General features: G+C 67.1%; 15 protein-coding genes. 11 read left to right on the top strand and 4 right to left on the bottom strand.

Going from position 1 to position 16,980, the window contains the following annotated elements:
- Positions 1-6 precede the first annotated feature (6 nt).
- Together ABE522_RS06925 and ABE522_RS06920 are read right to left on the bottom strand one after the other, a co-directional pair.
- On the bottom strand, positions 7-1,224 hold the full coding sequence (locus ABE522_RS06925) for a nucleoside permease (protein ID WP_346591049.1): 1,218 nt from the start codon (positions 1,222-1,224) through the stop codon (positions 7-9).
- Between the two features lie 27 nt (positions 1,225-1,251).
- The gene (locus ABE522_RS06920; RefSeq protein ID WP_346591048.1) at positions 1,252-2,304 is read right to left on the bottom strand and encodes a sugar phosphate isomerase/epimerase family protein; all 1,053 of its coding nucleotides are present in this window, start codon (positions 2,302-2,304) and stop codon (positions 1,252-1,254) included.
- A gap of 97 nt (positions 2,305-2,401) precedes the next feature.
- Here ABE522_RS06920 and ABE522_RS06915 point away from each other — a divergent pair, with 97 nt between their 5' ends.
- Entirely contained in the window at positions 2,402-3,409 is a 1,008-nt protein-coding gene (locus tag ABE522_RS06915; RefSeq protein ID WP_346591047.1) for a LacI family DNA-binding transcriptional regulator, read from the top strand.
- A 69-nt stretch (positions 3,410-3,478) separates the two neighbouring features.
- Here the strand turns inward: ABE522_RS06915 and ABE522_RS06910 are convergent, their stop codons facing one another.
- Positions 3,479-5,017 (bottom strand): M4 family metallopeptidase, encoded by a 1,539-nt coding sequence (locus ABE522_RS06910; protein WP_346591046.1) that lies wholly within the window; start codon positions 5,015-5,017, stop codon positions 3,479-3,481.
- Positions 5,018-5,450: 433 nt separating this feature from the next.
- On the opposite strand from ABE522_RS06910, the gene ABE522_RS06905 reads away from it, so the two are divergent.
- From ABE522_RS06905 to ABE522_RS06860, 10 genes are all read left to right on the top strand, one after another.
- Positions 5,451-6,458 carry an aldose epimerase family protein gene (locus ABE522_RS06905; RefSeq protein WP_346591045.1) on the top strand — a complete coding sequence of 336 codons (1,008 nt, stop codon included), beginning with the start codon at positions 5,451-5,453 and terminating at the stop codon, positions 6,456-6,458.
- Positions 6,455-7,222 carry an SDR family oxidoreductase gene (locus ABE522_RS06900; RefSeq protein ID WP_346591044.1) on the top strand — a complete coding sequence of 256 codons (768 nt, stop codon included), beginning with the start codon at positions 6,455-6,457 and terminating at the stop codon, positions 7,220-7,222. The genes ABE522_RS06905 and ABE522_RS06900 overlap by 4 nt, the downstream gene beginning before the upstream one ends.
- 7 nt (positions 7,223-7,229) lie before the next feature.
- Positions 7,230-7,844 (top strand): 2-dehydro-3-deoxy-6-phosphogalactonate aldolase, encoded by a 615-nt coding sequence (locus ABE522_RS06895; protein WP_346591043.1) that lies wholly within the window; start codon positions 7,230-7,232, stop codon positions 7,842-7,844.
- Entirely contained in the window at positions 7,841-8,989 is a 1,149-nt protein-coding gene (gene dgoD / locus ABE522_RS06890) for a galactonate dehydratase (protein ID WP_346591042.1), read from the top strand. The genes ABE522_RS06895 and dgoD overlap by 4 nt, the downstream gene beginning before the upstream one ends.
- 2 nt (positions 8,990-8,991) lie before the next feature.
- Positions 8,992-9,909, top strand: coding sequence for an SMP-30/gluconolactonase/LRE family protein (locus ABE522_RS06885; protein ID WP_346591041.1), 918 nt, complete (start codon positions 8,992-8,994; stop codon positions 9,907-9,909).
- Positions 9,906-10,784: a 2-dehydro-3-deoxygalactonokinase gene (locus ABE522_RS06880; protein WP_346591040.1), complete on the top strand. Its 879-nt coding sequence runs from the start codon at positions 9,906-9,908 to the stop codon at positions 10,782-10,784. Before ABE522_RS06885 ends, ABE522_RS06880 begins: the two co-directional genes overlap by 4 nt.
- An 82-nt stretch (positions 10,785-10,866) precedes the next feature.
- Positions 10,867-12,429 (top strand): sodium/sugar symporter, encoded by a 1,563-nt coding sequence (locus tag ABE522_RS06875; RefSeq protein WP_346591039.1) that lies wholly within the window; start codon positions 10,867-10,869, stop codon positions 12,427-12,429.
- An 11-nt stretch (positions 12,430-12,440) separates the two neighbouring features.
- The gene (locus tag ABE522_RS06870; protein ID WP_346591038.1) at positions 12,441-14,285 is read left to right on the top strand and encodes an NPCBM/NEW2 domain-containing protein; all 1,845 of its coding nucleotides are present in this window, start codon (positions 12,441-12,443) and stop codon (positions 14,283-14,285) included.
- Positions 14,286-14,367: 82 nt separating this feature from the next.
- Entirely contained in the window at positions 14,368-15,078 is a 711-nt protein-coding gene (locus ABE522_RS06865; protein ID WP_346591037.1) for a FadR/GntR family transcriptional regulator, read from the top strand.
- A complete protein-coding gene (locus ABE522_RS06860) occupies positions 15,075-15,776 on the top strand; it encodes an MOSC domain-containing protein (protein ID WP_346591036.1) in 702 nt (233 codons plus the stop codon). Before ABE522_RS06865 ends, ABE522_RS06860 begins: the two co-directional genes overlap by 4 nt.
- A 25-nt stretch (positions 15,777-15,801) precedes the next feature.
- Here the strand turns inward: ABE522_RS06860 and ABE522_RS06855 are convergent, their stop codons facing one another.
- On the bottom strand, positions 15,802-16,644 hold the full coding sequence (locus ABE522_RS06855) for an isocitrate lyase/PEP mutase family protein (protein ID WP_346591035.1): 843 nt from the start codon (positions 16,642-16,644) through the stop codon (positions 15,802-15,804).
- Between the last annotated feature and the right edge of the window lie 336 nt (positions 16,645-16,980).

Raw genomic sequence — 16,980 nt, 5'->3', positions numbered from 1 at the left:
GGGTCCTCAGGGCGTGGAAGGGGCGGCCGCGACCACCGGCCGGTCGCGGAACAGCAGCAGGAAGGCGACCAGCACGACCAGCGCGACGCCTGCGGGGAACAGCCAGATCTTCTGCCAGTCCGGACCGGCCGCGCTGGTGTAGTGCTCCACCACCGCGCCGGACAGGAAGGTGCCGATCAACATGCCCACGCCGTACGTGGCCAGCGTGATGAACCCCTGCGCGCTGCTGCGCGCGGCGGGGCCGGCATGTGCGTCGGTGTAGATCTGCCCGGTGACGAAGAAGAAGTCGTAGCAGATACCGTGCAGCACGATGCCGATGACCAGCAGGGAGAAGCCAGCGCCTGCATCGCCAAAGGCGAACATGGCGTAGCGCACCACCCAGGCGGCCATGCCCACCGCCAGCATCGTCTTGACGCCCAGCCGCACGAACAGGAACGGCATGGCCAGCATCAGCAGCACTTCGGACACCTGGCCGAGCGACTGCAGGCCGGCCGCGCCGCGCACGCCGAGATCGTTGAGGTAGGGGTTGGTGAAGTTGTAGTAGAACGCCAGCGGGATGCAGATGGCGATGGAGGCCAGGAAGAACACCAGGTAGGAACGCGACTTCAGCAGCCGCAGCGAATCCAGCCCCAGGATCTGCCCCAGCCCGGCGTCGCCTTGCCGCGCCAGCGGCGGCGTGTGCGGCAGGGTGAAGGCATACAGGCCCAGCACCAGCGAGGCGATGGCCGCCATCTGGAAGGTCAGTTCGAGACGATGCGCCTGCTCCCAGCCCAGCCAGCCGATCAGCACGCCCGCCACGATCCAGCCGACGCTGCCGGCGACGCGCACGAGCGGAAACTGCTTTTCAGGCGAGTGCATGTGCCGCATCGCCACGCTGTTGGCCAGCGCCAGGGTCGGCATGAACAGCAGCATGTAGCCCATGACGCAGGCGGAGAACGTGCCGAAGTCGGTCGCCGTGGAGGCCATCCACATCAACACCGCGCCGGCCAGGTGCAGCACCGCGAGGATGCGCTGAGCGGCGAAATAGCGGTCGGCGACCAGGCCGACCAGGAACGGCGCCACGATGGCACCGATGGACTGGCTGAGGAAAGCGGTCGCCACCTGGCTGGCGCTGGCCTGCAGCGGGCCTTGCACCAGGTACGTGCCCAGGGTCACGAACCATGCGCCCCAGATGAAGAACTGCAGGAACATCATCGCGCCCAAGCGCGACATGGCGTACGTCATGGCTACCCCTCCCAGGGCGGTGGTGGCTCAGATCCCCAGCATGCGATGCAGTGATTGCGTATCCGCGCCGCTGTCGGCGAAGTCGTCGAAGGCACGCTCGGTCACGCGGATGATGTGGTCGCGGATGAAGGCGGCGCCCTCCCGCGCGCCGTCTTCCGGGTGCTTCAGGCAGCACTCCCACTCCAGCACCGCCCAGCCCGGGAAATCGTACTGGGCGAACTTCGAGAAGATCGCCTTGAAGTCGATCTGGCCGTCACCCAGCGAACGGAACCGCCCCGGGCGATCGATCCAGTCCTGGTAGCCGCCATACACGCCACTGCGCGCGCTGGGGCGAAACTCCGCATCCTTGACGTGGAAGATGCCGATGCGCGCGTGATAACGGTCGATGAAGCCGAGGTAGTCGATCTGCTGCAGCAGCAGGTGGCTGGGGTCGTACAGGATCTTCGCGCGCGGATGGTGGTCCACCACCTCGAGGAAGCGCTCGAAGGTCGCGCCATCGTGCAGGTCCTCGCCCGGGTGGATTTCGAAGCACAGGTCCACCCCGCAGGCATCGAAGGCATCCAGGACGGGGCGCCAGCGACGGCCGAGTTCGGCGAAGGCTTCTTCCACCAGCCCGGGTGGACGTTGCGGCCAGGGATAGAAGTAGGGCCACGCCAGCGCGCCGGAGAACGTGGCGTGCGCCTTCAGACCCAGCCGTTGGCTGGCTTTGGCGGCCAGCAGCAGCTGCTCCACTGCCCAGGCCTGGCGCGCGGGCGGATCGCCGCGTTTGTCCGGCGGCGCGAAGCCGTCGAACAGGGTGTCATAGGCGGGATGGACGGCGACCAGCTGGCCTTGCAGGTGGGTGGACAGTTCGGTGATCTGCACGCCGCGGGCGGCCAGCATGCTGGCGATGTCATCGCAGTACGCTTGGCTGCGCGCCGCCTCGGCCAGATCGAACAGGCGGGGATCGCCGGTCGGTACCTGCAGGCCGGAATAGCCCAGCCCTGCAGCCCATCCGGCCAACGTGTCCAGTTGATCGAACGGAGGGGTGTCGCCGATGAACTGCGCCAGGAACAGCGCGGGACCCTTGAGCGTCTTCAAGCTGATTCGCCCTTGATGCAATCGATTGCATTATCCTAGCAGGGCCCTCTGCAACAGCTGTTGTGCAGTGCACAGCGGAACCGAAGACCGGAAAACCATGGCCACCATCTACGACATCGCAAAACACGTCGGCGTCTCTGCCGGGACGGTGTCGCGCGCGCTGTCCCGGCCGGACAAAGTCCTGCCGGCCACGCGCAGCCGCATCGAGCACGCCGCCGCCGCGCTGGGCTATGTCCCCAACACGGTGGCCCGGACGCTGAAGACCCAGCGCAGCGGCAAGATCCTGGTCACCGTGCCGGACATCGCCAATCCGTTCTTCGCGCAGATCCTGCAGGGCGCCGAGGACGCCGCGCAGGCGGTCGGCTACGCCGTGCTGCTGGGCGACACCCAGCATCAACCCGAACGCGAAGAGCGCTACGCACAGATGCTCCGGCGCAACGAGGCCGACGGGCTGATCGTGCTGGGCCATCGCCTGCCACCGACCGCGTGCGCGATCGTGCAGCAGCTGGGCAGCACGGCGCCGGTGGTCAATGGCTGCGAGTTCGATCCCGCGTTGGGCATCCCCAGCGTCCACATCGATAACGTGGCCGCCGCGCGCGCGGTGATGGAACATCTGTACGGGCTGGGCCACGAGCGGATCGCGGTGGTCGGCGGGCCGACCGACAATCCGCTGCACCAGCAACGGCTGGAAGGCGTCCGGGCCGCCTGCAGGGCGCGCGGCCGCCTGCGCCAACTTATCGTCGAGCCGGGCGACTTTTCCGTGGAATCCGGCCACGCGGCGGCGCTGGCGCTGTTGGCCCGCGTGCCCGCGCCGACCGCGATCTTCTGCTTCAGCGACCAGATGGCACTGGGCGCGCTGGCGGCCTGCCGGGACCTGGGCATCCGCGTGCCGGATGCACTGTCCATCGTCGGCTTCGACGACCTGGCCTCGTCGCGTTACCTGACGCCGGCGTTGACCACCGTCAGGCAACCGATGCGGGAGATCGGCGCCTGCGCGGTCAAGCTGCTGCTGGCCATCATCGAAGGTCGGGATGTACCGCTTCAGCAGACGCTGGATTTCAGCCTGATGCTGCGCGGCTCGACGGGCGGGCCAGGGAAGCGCTGATGGCGCGGCGATGGCCCGGCAGGCGCGATGCCTGCCGGATCCGGTTGCCGGCATCACGCCACGGCGCGCTCAGGCATCGCAGCGCACGCCGACTTCATCGAATGCGACCACCACGTCTTCTATCGGGTAGTCCAGGTCCAGCGCAGCGGCGATGACGCCGCAGGCGCCGCTTTCAAACGTGCTGCTTGGAGTCCAGTAGTTCTGGTTGGCCGTCGCCATCGCAATGAACGCCTTTCGGGGGTCCCAGCCCTCACGGTTCGAAAGCAGGTAGAAGGCCCGGTTGTAGACGCCGGACGAGTAATGGTTGTCCATGCCCGGACGGAAATCGCGCGCGTGCCCGATCGACTTGCCGTCGAGGGTCGGGTCTTCGAAGTAGCGAAGCGCGCCTGGCCCTTTGAAGACCTCCGCGCCAGACAGGAAATCGGTGCTGCCTTTCCGGTAGTACTCGGCTGCCTCGCCGGCGATATCCGAGAAGGCCTCGTTCATGCCGCCGGAATGCAGGCTGTTGTATATCAGTCCGGAGTTCTGTTCGGTGAAACCATGGGAGACCTCATGGCTGACCACGTCCAGTGCAACCAGTGGATGAAACCTGAACATCCCATCGCCGAACCACATGTTGCGGCCATTCCAGACTGCGTTCTCGACCCCCGTTCCGTAATGGACCTGCAGCACCAGCTGGAACCGCAGCGGTGCGGTGTCCAGCCAGTCGCGGTACATGTCGAATACGGCGCCGCCAGCGGCGTGCGCATCGTTCAATGGGGAGTAGGCACCATTGATGGCTTTGACTGTGTTCTGCGGGCAGCTGAAGCTGTGTGCTGCACTTGTTGAACTGGATCCGCCGTGGTTCAGGTTGATGGTTTTCACGTTGTCGTTTTCCAGGGTGCAGCTCGTCCCTTCAACCGTCACGTCGAGGTAGGGCACGCTCGCGCCGTAGGCGATCTGGCCGGTCTTTTCGTTGCCGCCCGGACCGGTGCCGATCTTCGCCGTGGCCAGGCCCTCCCACTGCTGCAGCACGTTGCCGTCCATCGCATCCACGATGGTGAAAGGCCGGCTGGGGGCCTGGCCCTCGCCCTCGGCCAGGAAATCCACCACCCATGCCAGCCGTGCCACCGCGTGTGCATCGAGATGGATCACCAGCCGTTGGTTCTGGTTCTGTATCTGCATGCCGTCGGCGCGCATGCCGGGGGCACTGGCCTTGGCGATGGCCGCAGCACGCGCGCTGTCGATGCGGGGTGCCACATCGGGAACCTCGGCCTGCAACGAGGCGACCGCCGTACCGAACAGGCTCCGCACCTGGCCCGTGGTCGTGGTGGCGACCACCACATGTTCACCAAACACCGGGATGCCCTGGTGCAACTGCTCGAAGCGTTGATGCTGCACGCCGTTGCGGTCGATGCGGCTGGACAGCAGCTGCAGGCTGGAACCGGCATCCAGCCCGAGCATCGACGGCAGCCCAGAGGCGTCGGCGCTGCCGTTGGTCAACGCCGCGGTTGCGGCGCGGTCGAGTCGATGCAGGGGAATGCGCTCGGCGGCCGCCGCAGGTACGGAGAGCATCGCGGCGGAAAGCACGGTGAGGGAAAGCAGGCTGCAGGATGGCAGGTAGGTCACGGGTGGCACTCCTCGCTGGATGGGTGCCGGAGCGGTAGCCCTGCAGGAAGTTCGGGCTTTCAGGGGAGATACCGCCGGCGAGGACACCGTGGTGCGGGTCGGGCACCGCAGCAATGGCGGCGGATGCGACGGCCGGGCCTGCGCCGGCCTGTGACAGGAGGGATCGGCCTCCGAGCCCGGCGTGATTCTCGTTTTTCCTTATCCTCGTGTACTTGAATGCCTGACCCGTGGGACAGCAGATCCGGGTGTCCTGCTGGGTATTGGGGAGGGCAGGAAAGACAGGCATGCACGGCGCAACCCATGTTGCGGTGCAACTTTTCAATTGTAGTATTATTTGATTTATTGCGAACCAGGCCGTTGGCCGCGTCGCACCACGTCCGGACCTGTGGAATCGTGGTGCCCTTGGAGTTCCCTGGCGTGGAGCGTGGATTGCATGGTGATGCTGGAAAACGCCCACGGGCTACGGGCAGAGATCGTGCAGCGCGGCGCCGCCCTGGCGGGCATGTGGGTGCCGGACCGTGGCGGGCAGTTCGCAGACGTGGTGCTCGGACATCCCGAGCAGAGCCAGCGGACGTCGGGTCGGTCATTCTTTGGTGCCAGCATCGGGCGGGTAGCTGGACGCATCAGCACGGCCGGCTTCCTGCTCGACGGCCAGCATCATCCGCTCGATTCGGTCGATGGCCGGACCACCCACCACGGCGGGCCCGGAGGATTCGACTCACGCGACTGGGAATGGCTGGGCGTGCGCGCTGACAGGGCGCGGCTGCAGCTGGTCAGTCCGCATGGCGACCAGGGCTTCCCGGGCGCGCTGACGGTCACCGTGGACTATCGGCTGGATGACACCAACACCTTGCACGTGGACTACGCCGCCACCAGCGATCGTCCCACGGTGGTCAACCTGACCCATCATCCGTTCTGGAACCTGGCCGGCGAAGGGGCGGGCGCGGTGGACGCGCATCTTCTGACGCTGCACGCATCGCGCATGGTGGCGCTGGGCGAAGCACTCACGCCCACCGGACAACGGCCGGAGGTGGCCGCCAGCGCATTCGATTTCCGCCACGCACGCGCGATCGGCGAAGCGCTCTCGGTCACTGGCGATGCCCAGTTGCAGGTCGCCGGGGGCCTGGATCATTACTGGATTCTCGATGCCCCGGCAGACGCCGGCGTGCGCCCGGCGGCGCGCCTGCATGATCCGCATTCCGGGCGCGTGCTGGACGTGCTGAGCGACCAGCCCGGCGTGCAGGTGTATTCGGGAAACTTCCTCGATGGCAGCCTGCAGGGTGCATCGGGCAGGCCGTACCGCGCACGCGCGGCCCTCTGCATTGAACCGCAGGCCTATCCCGATGCGATGAACCAGCCCGGCTTCCCGGACATCACGTTGCAGCCCGGCGCGGTCTACCGTAACCGCATCCGTTATCGCTTCAGCAAGGACACCCCATGAGTGCAGTGACTGACCCCGCACAGCGGCTGGCCGGCAAAGTGGCCATCGTCACCGGCGCGGCCAACGGCATCGGCCGTGCCATCGCCGGACTGTTCCAGGCGCACGGCGCCATCGTGGCCGGCTACGACCAGGCCGCGCCCAGCGCCAACGACGCGGTGTGTGCGCTCTTCCAGCAGGGCGATGTCAGTGATGGCGACGCGGTGGCGGCCTTCGTTGAACGCGTGGTGGCAGCCCACGGCCGGGTTGACGTGCTGGTCAGCAATGCCGGCATGGATGTGTTTTCGTCGCCACTGGAGGTGTCTTCGCAGACCTGGCAACGCAACCTGGATGTGAACCTTGGCGGCCACTGGAACTTCGCCCGCGCCGTGCTGCCCTGCATGCTGGCGCAGGGCAGTGGATCGGTGGTCAACATCGCCTCGGTGCACGGCCATCGCATCATCCAGGGCGCCTTCCCGTACAACGTGGCCAAGCACGCCTTGATCGGCCTGACCAAGGCGCTCGGGTTGGAGTACGCCGACAAGGGCATCCGGTTCAACTCCATATCCCCCGGACTGATCCTGGTGGACCGCATCGAACGCTGGTTCGAATCACAGCCCGATCCCGCCCAGGCACGCCTGGACCAGGAAGCACTGCTGCCACCCAAACGCATCGGCGAAGCGTCGGAAGTCGCGCAGACCGCGTTGTTCCTGGCCAGTGACGAAGCCCGTTTCATCAATGCCGCCGACATCCTGATCGATGGCGGCCGCAGCCAACTCTATTACTGAGCCCGCCATGACCCATTCCCCGCTTCCGCTGATCGCCATCCTGCGCGGCATCACCCCGGCCGAGGTGCGCGCGCACGTGCGCGTGTTGATCGATGCCGGCATCGCCCAGATTGAAATACCCACCAACTCCCCGGACTGGCTGGGCAGCGTGCAGCTGGCCCTGCAGGAAGCCGACGGCCACGCCGAGGTGGGCGCCGGCACGGTGCTGGACATCGCCGATGTGGACCGCCTGGCGGACAGCGGCGCGCGGCTGATGGTGACGCCGAACACCGACCCGGTGGTGATCGCGCATGCACGTTCGCGTGGACTGGACATCGCCGCCGGGTTTGCCACCGCCAGCGAGGCCTTCGCTGCGTTGGCCGCCGGTGCGCAGCGTTTGAAGCTTTTTCCTGCGGCACAGTTTGGTCCTGCCTACGTGCGTGCGCTGAAAGCCGTACTGCCTGCAGACGTGCCGCTGTATGCGGTGGGTGGTATCGGGACGGACAACCTGGGCGCGTTCCTGCAGGCCGGCTGCGCCGGCGCCGGGCTGGGCGGTGAGCTGTATCGCCCGGGCCAGGATGCGGCGACGACCGCGCGCCATGCGGCCGCCTTCGTTGCCGCCCTGCGGAGTGCGAACGCATGAAGATCACCCGCCTGAGCACCTACCGCGTGGCGCCGCGCTGGATGTTCCTGAAGATCGACACCGATGAAGGCGTGGTCGGCTGGGGCGAGCCGGTCATCGAAGGCCGCGCGCGGACCGTGGAAGCGGCCGTGCACGAGCTGGGCGAGCAGTTGATCGGCAAGGATCCGGCGCGCATCAACGACCATTGGCAGGTGATGTACCGCGGGGGGTTCTACCGCGGTGGCGCGGTGTTCATGAGCGCGCTGGCCGGCATCGACCAGGCACTGTGGGACATCAAGGGCAAGACGCTGGGCGTGCCGGTGTACCAGCTGCTGGGCGGGCTGGTGCGTGACCGCATGAAGACCTATTGCTGGGTGGGCGGCGACCGGCCAGCGGACATCATCGAACAGATCCGGGCACGCGTGGCGCTGGGTTATGACACCTTCAAGCTCAACGCCTGCGAGGAAATGCCGCTGCTGGCGCCCAGCCGCACCATCGACGCGGCCGTGGCCAAGGTGGCTGGAATACGTGAGGCATTCGGCCAGAGCATCGAGTTCGGGCTGGATTTCCACGGACGCGTGGGCTGGCCGATGGCCAAGACGCTGATCCGCGAACTGGAGCCGTACCGCCCGTTGTTCATCGAAGAACCGGTGCTGGCCGAACAGGCCGAGTACTACCCGCGCCTGGCCGAACACACCGCCATTCCGCTGGCGGCCGGCGAGCGGATGTTCTCGCGCACCGAGTTCAAGAGCGTGTTCGCGGGGGGCGGTCTGTCGATCGTGCAACCGGATCTTTCGCATGCCGGAGGCATCACCGAATGCATGAAGATCGCCGCGATGGCCGAAGCCCATGACGTGGCGCTGGCCCCGCATTGTCCGCTCGGCCCGGTGGCACTGGCGGCCTGCCTGCACGTGGATTTCGCCAGCTGGAACGCAGTACTGCAGGAACAGAGCATCGGCATCCACTACAACGCCGATGGCGAGCTGCTGGATTACGTCAGGAACAAGGACGCCTTCACTATGCACACGGGTTCGATCCTGCCCTTTACCCTGCCGGGGCTGGGCGTGGAGATCGACGAAGAGGTGGTGATCGAACGCGCGCGACGCGCCGGTGACTGGCGCAATCCATTGTGGCGGCACGAAGACGGGAGCGTGGCCGAATGGTAAGCATGGGCGAGGGCCGCACCCTGCCGACCGCCGCATTGGCGTTCGACAGCCGCTGCACGCTGGGCGAAAGCATTGTCTGGTGCGCGCGCGAACGGGTGTTGTGGTGGACTGACATCAAGGGCCGGCGCATCTGGCGCGGCAGCCCTGACGCGGGAAGCACCCAATGGTGGAGCACGCCGGGTCGGGTAGGTTCGCTGGCGCTGTGTGAGTCAGGCCGGTTGCTGCTGGGGATGGAAGACGCACTGTATTTCGTTGATCCCACGCGCCACGCTGCCGGTACCGGTGTGTCCTGCGACCACCTGGTGGATGTGCCGATGGAGGGGGCGGCCATGCGCATCAACGATGGCCGCCTGGATCGCAGCGGCAACTTTGTTTTCGGCTGCATCAACGAAGATCCCGCGCATGCGCGGACGGCGCGCTTTCACCAGTATTCGCTCGGGCAGGGTCTGCGTCCGCTTGCCCTGGAGCCGGTGGTCATCGCCAACGGGATCTGTTTCGATCCCGATGGGCGGGGCATGTATTACTGCGACTCGCTGCAGGGACGGATCATGCACGTCGGCTACGACGCAGCCACGGCCACGGTCAGCGAGCCACGCGTGTTCGCGGTCATCGAAGGCGGGGCCGAGCCGGACGGTGCCGTCGTGGATGCCGATGGACGTGTGTGGGGTGCGCAATGGGGGGCGGGGCAGGTGGTGCGTTACGCCGCCGCCGGTGAGGTCGAACTGCGCGTGCCGGTGCCTGCATCGCAACCGACCTGCGTGGCGTTTGCCGGCGACGACCTGGGCACGTTGTATGTCACCTCCGCGCGGGATGGGCTGGACGCTGCCGCACTGCACGCGCAGCCTGGCAGCGGCGGTGTGTTCCAGGCCGTGCTGCAGGGTGCGCGGGGCCTGCCTGAACCTCGGTTCGCAGACGCATGATCGCCATCGACTGGGGCAGCTCCAGCCTGCGCGCGTTCCGCTTGGACGGCGACGGACGGATAGTGGACAGCCGTCGCTCCGACCAGGGGCTGCTGAACGCCAACGGACGGTTTGCCGAGGTGCTGGAGGCCCTGATCCACGACTGGGACGATGTGCTGGTGGTGATGGCGGGGATGGTGGGCAGCCGCCAAGGCTGGATGGAGGTGCCTTATGTGCAGGCCCCGGCAGGGCTGCCTGAAATCGCGGCGGGAATGCGGCGATTGGACGACGCTGCCATCACGCGCGAACTGTGGCTGGTGCCCGGCCTCAGCTGCGTGGACGCGCACGCAGTGCCGGACGTCATGCGTGGCGAAGAGACGCAGCTGTGCGCGCTGCTGCCGGTGCTGGGGCCGGGCAGCCATCCTGTGCTGTTGCCGGGTACGCATAGCAAGCACGCACACGTGGTGGAGGGGCGCATCAAGCGGTTCAGCACGTTCATGACCGGAGAGCTGTTCGCGGTACTGCGCCAGCACAGCCTGCTCGGCCGGATGATGGTGGATGCGCCGCATGATGCGGCCGCCTTTGCCGAGGGCGTCGCACTGGCCGGGCGCGAAGGCAGCCTGCTGCATCGACTGTTCAGCGTGCGCACCCGCGCGCTGTTCGACCAGCTGCAGCCGGCGCAGCTGGCCAGTTACCTGTCCGGCCTGCTGATCGGCACGGAAGTGCAGGACATCGATGCAGAGGGTGGCCCGCTGCACGTGATGGCCGCCGATGGCCTGGCCGATGCCTATATTTCCGCGCTGGCACTGCTGGGGCGATCGGCAACGCGGCACGCCGAAGACAGCGTGGCGCAGGGTTTGTACCTGCTCGCGCGTGCGCGCGAGCTGCCGGTGTAAGCGGAAGCCAGGCGCAACGGTTACTTCTTACCACTCCGAACGCCGGTGACAGATCCCGGCACTCGCCTCAAGGAAGCAGGACATGCAACTTTCGGTGCTCGATACCTCCATCGTACTGGTCTACCTGGCTGCTGTATTCGTGCTGGCGCAGTGGGTTTCGCGGGAGAAAGCCGGCCACGCGAAGGATGCCAAGGACTACTTCCTGGCCAGCAAGTCGTTGCCGTGGTGGGCGGTCGGCGCGTCGCTGATCGCTGCGAACATTTCCGCCGAGCAGATCATCGGCATGTCCGGTTCGGGCTATGCCATCGGCCTGGCCATCGCCTCCTACGAGTGGATGGCCGCGCTGACCCTGCTTATCGTTGGCAAGTGGTTCCTGCCGATATTCCTGCGCAATGGCATCTACACCATGCCGCAGTTCCTTGAGCAGCGTTATGGCACCCGCATCCGCACGCTGATGGCAGTGTTCTGGCTGGGCCTGTATGTGTTCGTCAACGTCACCTCCATCCTGTGGCTGGGCGCGATCGCGGTCAGCCAGGTCACCGGTATGGACCAGATGCTGGCGGTGGTGCTGATCGGCGTGTTCGCGCTGCTGTACCAGCTCTACGGCGGCCTGAAGGCGGTGGCGCTGACCGACATCGTGCAGGTCTCGCTGCTGGTGCTGGGCGGGCTGCTGGTGACCGGGCTGACGCTAAGCCAGCTGGGCCAGGGCGCCGGCATCATGGCCGGGTTCCAGCGCCTGTGGGAAGCCCATCCGGGCCACTTCGAGATGATCCTGAGCAAGGACAATCCGTTCTACAAGGATCTGCCGGGCATCAGCGTACTGGTGGGTGGGCTGTGGATCATGAACATCAGCTACTGGGGCTTCAACCAGTACATCATCCAGCGCGCGCTGGCCGCCAAGGACATCGGCGAGGCGCAGAAGGGCGTGCTGTTCGCTGCTTTCCTGAAGCTGCTGATGCCGGTCATCGTGGTGGTCCCGGGCATCGCCGCGGTGATGCTGGCGCCCGGGCTGGACGCACCGGACCAAGCGTACCCGACCATGATGCGGCTGCTGCCCACCGGCATCCTCGGCCTGGTATTCGCCGCGCTGGTGGCGGCGATCGTGGCTTCGCTCGCCTCGAAGATCAATTCGGTGGCGACCATCTTCACCCTGGATTTCTACGCCCAGCGCAAAGGACCGCATGCCGAGGCGACGCTGGTGCGGGTGGGCCGCATCGCTGCGGCGGTGACGGTGCTGCTGGGCATCCTGGCCGCCAAGCCGCTGCTGGGCAGCTTCGACCAGGCGTTCCAGTACATCCAGGAATACACCGGGTTCTTCACCCCGGGCATCGTGGTGATCTTCCTGCTGGGCCTGTTCTGGAAGCGCGCCAACGAAGCCGGTGCGCTGGCGGCGGCGGTGGGTTCGTTCGTGCTGTCGGTGGTGCTGAAGCTGGCCTGGCCGTCGCTGCCGTTCATCGATCGTGTCGGCCTGGTGTTCCTGCTGGCGCTGCTGCTGGCGGTCGGTGTTTCGCTGGCCACCCCCGCCGCGCCGGGCAAGGACGTGGTGCGCACCGACGACGTGGTGTATGCAACGCGCCCGTCCTTCAACGTGGGGGCGATCGCGGTCGTCGCGATCCTGGTCGCCCTGTACACCCTGTTCTGGTGAGGAGAGAGAGCATGACCCGCAAGACCCTGCTTGCCGTCGCCCTGGCGTTGGCTCCGTTGTCCGGCATCGCCGCCGAGCCCCGCGAAGACCTGCAACCCAGCGGACACTTCAGCGTGTACGGACACGGCGCGGCGGCAACGCCGCCGATGGGCTGGAACCCGTGGAATGCATTCCGTACCGAAGTCACCCAGGACAAGATCCTGTCGGTGGCGGAAACCATCAAGCGCAACGGCATGCAGCAGGCCGGCTACCGCTACATCAACATCGACGATGGCTGGTGGCTGCAGCGTCGCGCCGACGGCGGCATCCAGATCCGCACCCGCATGTTCCCGATGGCGGCCAGCCGCAGCGGGCCGCCCAGCCTGCGGCCGTGGACCGACCACCTGCATGCGATGGGCTTCAAGGCCGGGTTGTACACCGACGTGGGGCGCAACGCCTGCTCGCAGGCGCATGATGCGCACAGCCCCAACCTGCCGGTGGGCACGACGGCGCAGCGCGAGATCGGCCTGGAAGGCTTCGAGGCCAGCGACCTGGCCACGATGTTCGGGGAATGGGGGTTCGACTACATCAAGGTCGACGCCTGTGGGCTGGCCGATTTCGGCGTGGGCAGCAAGGCGTTGGCGAGCGCGACCTACCGCGAAGGGCGTCCGTTGATCGTGCGTGCCGATGCCCAGGCCACCGATGCGGACAAGGTCGAAGGCGCGTATGCGCGGGTCGGCAGGCTGCTGGCACAGGTCAACCCGGACAACGACTTCGTGCTGTCGATCTGCCCATGGGGCGAAGCCGGCGTGGGCAACTGGGGCGGCCGCCACGGCAACCTGTGGCGTACCAGCCCGGACATCGAAATGACCTGGGAAAGCATGCTGCACAACTTCGATACCGCATCACGCCGCGAACTGTATGCCGGCCCGGGGCGCTGGAATGATCCGGACATGCTGGCGGTGGGACTGGGCGAATTCGGTGCCGACCACATGACCGAAGCGCGCACGCATTTTTCGATGTGGGCCATCCTGGCGGCGCCGCTGCTGGTGGGCTTCGACCTTAACCATGCCACCCCGGCGCAGGTGGCGCTGCTGTCCAATCCGGAGGTGATCGCACTGAACCAGGATCCGGCCGGCAACCAGGGCCGGATCGTCGCAAGCGAGGGGCCGCTGCAGGTGCTGGTCAAGCCGTTGTCCACCCGCGGCGAACGCGGCGTGCTGTTGTTCAACCGGGGCGAAGCAACGGTGGAGGCACGGGTGAGCGCCGCGCAGATGCTGCTCAGCGACGCCGCCCCGATCCGGGCGCGTGATCTGTGGGAACAACGCGACGTCCCAGCCACCGGAGGCGGCCTGGCCTTCACCCTGCCAGCCCATGGTGCGGTGCTGCTGAAGGTCAGCGGGACGCCCGATACGAACGACGCCACGCCACTAGGCGAAATCACCGGCCGCATCCATGTGGCGGTGGACGGCCTGCCCGGTTACAGCGCCCGGCCGGCGGAGGTGTCGGGCACTCCACGGGTCGACCGCACGCCGCAGGGCGGGCCGTTGCGCATCGCGGGCAAGCCCTATGCGCGCGGTATCGGCATCCACGCCAACTCGCGGCTTGAAGTGCTGGCATCGCGCGATTTCAAGCGCTTCACTGCGCTGGCGGGTGTGGATGACAGTGCGGCGGCTGCGTCCGGCAGCGTGGTGTTCAAGGTCTACGGGGACGGCAAGCCGTTGTTCACCAGCGCGCCGGTGCGACGCGGGCAGGCGCCGGCACGGATCGAGGTAGCAGTGCAGGGCGTGCAGGTGCTGGAACTGGTGGCCGAAGCGGCAGCAGCAGACGGAGCCCGCACGCCGGTGGTGGCCTGGGCCGGCGCAAGCCTGCAGTGACCAGGGGCCTGCAGGGGGCGCGCACGGGGCCGGTCTATACTTGCGCCATGCAACCACCACGCGCTCCCGACCAGGTCCGGACATGATGGCGACGTCCAGTCGTAGCCTGCATGGGCAGATCGTGCACGAGCTCGGCAAGCTGATCGTGGCCGGCCAGTACAAGCCCGGCGAAATACTGCCGCGCGAAGAACGGTTGGCGGTGCAGCTGCAGGTCAGCCGCACCGCGCTTCGCGAATCACTGCGTGTGCTGGGCTCCAAGGGGCTGATCGAAACCCGCCAGAAGATCGGCACGCGGGTACGGGAATCCGAACACTGGAACCTGCTGGATCCGGACGTGCTGTCCTGGCACGGCGCGGCGCTGCCCACGCTGGAATTCGTCGAACAACTGGCCGAGATGCGCGAACTGATCGAGCCGCCAGCGGCCGCCTTGGCCGCGCAGCGGCGTACCGATGCACAGTTGGCGCGTATCGGCCAGGCGTATGGCGCGATGGCGGCGGCAGAGGATATGGAGGCCTGGGCGGCGGCGGACCTGCGCTTCCACCATGCGGTGCTGGACGCGACCGGCAATGCGCTGCTGCGTCCGCTGTTCAGCGTGATCGAAACCGCACTGGGCAGTTACCTGCTGCTGTCCGCGCGCAAGGCCGACGCGGACTTCAAGTATTCGCTGCCACGACATGCCCGCGTGCATGAGGCCATCGCGGCGCAGCAGCCCGAGCAGGCCCGGCAGGCGATGCTGGAGATGATCGCCGATTCCCGCAGCAACCTGCGCAGCGAGGCGCGCGCAGCGCGATGAGCACGAGGCCGGCCGAAGTGCAGCTGGACGCGATCCATACCGGACGCGCGGTGCCGTACACGCGTCCGGGAAGCTGCAGCGCGATCGCCAAGGTGCCGGTCACCGGGCCGGTGCGCATCCATGCCGAAGGCATCGAAGGTGATGAACAGGGCGACCGCCGCGTGCATGGGGGGCCGGAGAAAGCGATCCATCATTATCCGTTCGACCACTACGCGTTCTGGCGCAGCTCGCACCCGCACGCCTTGCTGGACGGAAGCGGGGCCTTCGGCGAAAACTTTTCCAGTGTGGGCTGGACCGAAGATACGATCCACCTGGCCGACGTGATCCGGGTCGGCACGGCCACCCTGCAGGTGTCGCAGGGCCGCCAGCCCTGCTGGAAGCTCAACGACCGCTTCGGCCTGCCGGACATGGCGCGCAGCATGCAGTCCAGCGGCCGCACCGGCTGGTACTACCGCGTGCTGGAAGGTGGTCGGGTGACGCCGGGCGATACGATGACCGTGGTGGAGCGGGTGTGCCCGGACTGGTCGTTGCGCCGGCTCGGCCATGTGCTGTTCGACCGTACCCTGGAGCGCAGCGTGCTGGAGGAAGCCAGCCAACTGCCGCTGACCGAATCGTGGAAGAAGCTGCTGTCCAACCGGCTGCAGCGCAACGAAGTGGAATCCTGGCAGTCACGGTTGCAGGGACCGGAAACCCGGTAGCGCCAACCATGCCCGGCGGCTTGCATCAGGCATCGCGCTGCGTGGGCCGGTCGAACAATGCGTTCAACGTAGCCCCGGACGTCGCACCTTCCAGTCCGGCGAAGCTCCCCTGTTCCTGCAGCAGCTGGGTGGCCTGCATGAAACCACCCCAGGCCGCGCGTGCCAAAGCGCCGCCCAGGCTGACCCGCCGCACGCCCATCGCGGCGATGTCCTGCAGGGTGAACGCACTGGGGCCGCCGACCAGCAGGTTGACCGGCTTCGGCGCCACTGCGGCCACCACCGCCTCGATGTGCGCGCGCTGCACGATGCCCGGCGCATACAGGCAGTCCGCGCCCGCGTCGGCGTATGCACGCAGGCGCAGCACGGTGTCGTCGATGTCGGGTTGGCCGACGAAGAAATTCTCGGCACGACCGATCAACATCACGTCCGCACCCGAACGGTCGATCGCCACGCGCGCGGCGCGCAACCGGGCCAGTGCTTCATCCAAGGGCCGCAGCGGCTGGAAGGCATCCGGGCTGGCATCTTCGATGGACAGGCCTGCCACGCCGGTGTCGGCCGCGCGCAGGACGGCGCGTTCGACATCGGCCGGCGTCGCGCCGAAGCCATCGCCGAAGTCCGCATTCAACGGCAGCGACGTGGCATCGACCATCTCGCGCAGATGCGCCAGCACCTGCTCCAGGTCCTCAGCCCCATCGGCCTTGCCCTGGCTCCAGGCATGGCCGGAACTGGTCGAGGCCAGTGCCTTGAAGCCGACGCTCTGCAGGTAGCGCGCGCTGCCGGCATCCCACGGATTGGGAAGTACGAAGCAACCGTGCTGGTGCAGCGCGCGGAACTGTCGGCGGCGTTCGCTGGTATCTGGCGTGGGCATGGATGGAGTCCCGGTGGGCGGTGGAGGGAGGTGTCAGGACTGCGGAGCAGGATAGTGCAGCGCATCGCCTACCGGCGTGGTGCCCGCGGTCAGTTCGATGATCGCCCGCGCCAACCCACCCCGCCCCACCTTCGACAGGTCCATGGCGGCGAGGGAACCTTCGGTAGCGCCGACCCATGGTCGGCGGAATGTTCCCGCCAACGGCCCGCTGCGCTCGCCGACCAGGGGTCGGCGCTACCGCTTTTTCTCTTTTTCATACGCGGCGGGCGGCCCCCGGCCCACCCCAGACCCAGCGCAAAACGCCGCCCGCGAGGGGCCCAGCCGTTCGCCACAGAA

Origin of the sequence: Stenotrophomonas lacuserhaii (assembly GCF_039674585.1) — a bacterium.
In the GTDB taxonomy this organism is placed as follows: domain Bacteria; phylum Pseudomonadota; class Gammaproteobacteria; order Xanthomonadales; family Xanthomonadaceae; genus Stenotrophomonas; species Stenotrophomonas pennii_A.
Note: the sequence above shows the minus strand (reverse complement) of the source record. Positions and strands in the feature narration are given on the sequence as shown.

Excerpts from the sequence above, each read along its gene's own strand:
- ABE522_RS06925 (WP_346591049.1), bottom strand. The coding sequence starts at position 1,224 with ATGACGTACGCCATGTCGCGCTTGGGCGCGATGATGTTCCTGCAGTTC.
- ABE522_RS06905 (WP_346591045.1), top strand. The coding sequence starts at position 5,451 with ATGGTGATGCTGGAAAACGCCCACGGGCTACGGGCAGAGATCGTGCAG.
- ABE522_RS06870 (WP_346591038.1), top strand. The coding sequence starts at position 12,441 with ATGACCCGCAAGACCCTGCTTGCCGTCGCCCTGGCGTTGGCTCCGTTG.
- ABE522_RS06915 (WP_346591047.1), top strand. The coding sequence starts at position 2,402 with ATGGCCACCATCTACGACATCGCAAAACACGTCGGCGTCTCTGCCGGG.
- ABE522_RS06855 (WP_346591035.1), bottom strand. The coding sequence starts at position 16,644 with ATGCCCACGCCAGATACCAGCGAACGCCGCCGACAGTTCCGCGCGCTG.
- ABE522_RS06895 (WP_346591043.1), top strand. The coding sequence starts at position 7,230 with ATGACCCATTCCCCGCTTCCGCTGATCGCCATCCTGCGCGGCATCACC.
- ABE522_RS06860 (WP_346591036.1), top strand. The coding sequence starts at position 15,075 with ATGAGCACGAGGCCGGCCGAAGTGCAGCTGGACGCGATCCATACCGGA.
- ABE522_RS06875 (WP_346591039.1), top strand. The coding sequence starts at position 10,867 with ATGCAACTTTCGGTGCTCGATACCTCCATCGTACTGGTCTACCTGGCT.
- ABE522_RS06865 (WP_346591037.1), top strand. The coding sequence starts at position 14,368 with ATGATGGCGACGTCCAGTCGTAGCCTGCATGGGCAGATCGTGCACGAG.
- ABE522_RS06885 (WP_346591041.1), top strand. The coding sequence starts at position 8,992 with ATGGGCGAGGGCCGCACCCTGCCGACCGCCGCATTGGCGTTCGACAGC.
- ABE522_RS06880 (WP_346591040.1), top strand. The coding sequence starts at position 9,906 with ATGATCGCCATCGACTGGGGCAGCTCCAGCCTGCGCGCGTTCCGCTTG.
- ABE522_RS06900 (WP_346591044.1), top strand. The coding sequence starts at position 6,455 with ATGAGTGCAGTGACTGACCCCGCACAGCGGCTGGCCGGCAAAGTGGCC.
- dgoD (WP_346591042.1), top strand. The coding sequence starts at position 7,841 with ATGAAGATCACCCGCCTGAGCACCTACCGCGTGGCGCCGCGCTGGATG.